The organism is Mesorhizobium sp. M8A.F.Ca.ET.208.01.1.1, from assembly GCF_004791315.1.
Lineage (GTDB): Bacteria > Pseudomonadota > Alphaproteobacteria > Rhizobiales > Rhizobiaceae > Mesorhizobium.
In genome coordinates this window covers 1-314 of record NZ_SRUT01000256.1, presented here as the reverse complement: position 1 = coordinate 314, position 314 = coordinate 1, and the positions used below count along the sequence as shown (strand labels likewise).

The following is a 314-nucleotide window of genomic DNA, read 5'->3' as shown; positions in this document are numbered from 1 at the left end:
GCCCTCGCCGCCTTGCAGGGCGCCTCGGTGCCGGCGCCGCCGGCGGAACTTGGCGCTCGCGTCACCCGCACGGCACCATTTGTGTTCAGCCTGCGGGACTAGGCCGGCGCGACGGATGGTGGTACGCGCCTGAATTGTTCAACTTTGCCGCGGCATGCTCCCCGCCGAAATCAAGATGATGATGCTGACTCGCCGCAACCTCCTCAAAACCGCCGCTGTCGCCGGCGCGGCCGGCGTCGGCCTCTCGGCAGCCGGCAAATTTGCCGGCTGGGCAGCAGCAAAGCCCGAGCCGCTGGTCCTCAAGACCGCAAGAA

General features: G+C 68.2%; 1 protein-coding gene. It reads left to right on the top strand.

Going from position 1 to position 314, the window contains the following annotated elements:
- Positions 1 to 175 precede the first annotated feature (175 nt).
- The coding region (locus EN851_RS35180) for a twin-arginine translocation signal domain-containing protein (protein ID WP_135931106.1) at positions 176 to 314 on the top strand (139 nt) is incomplete at its 3' end.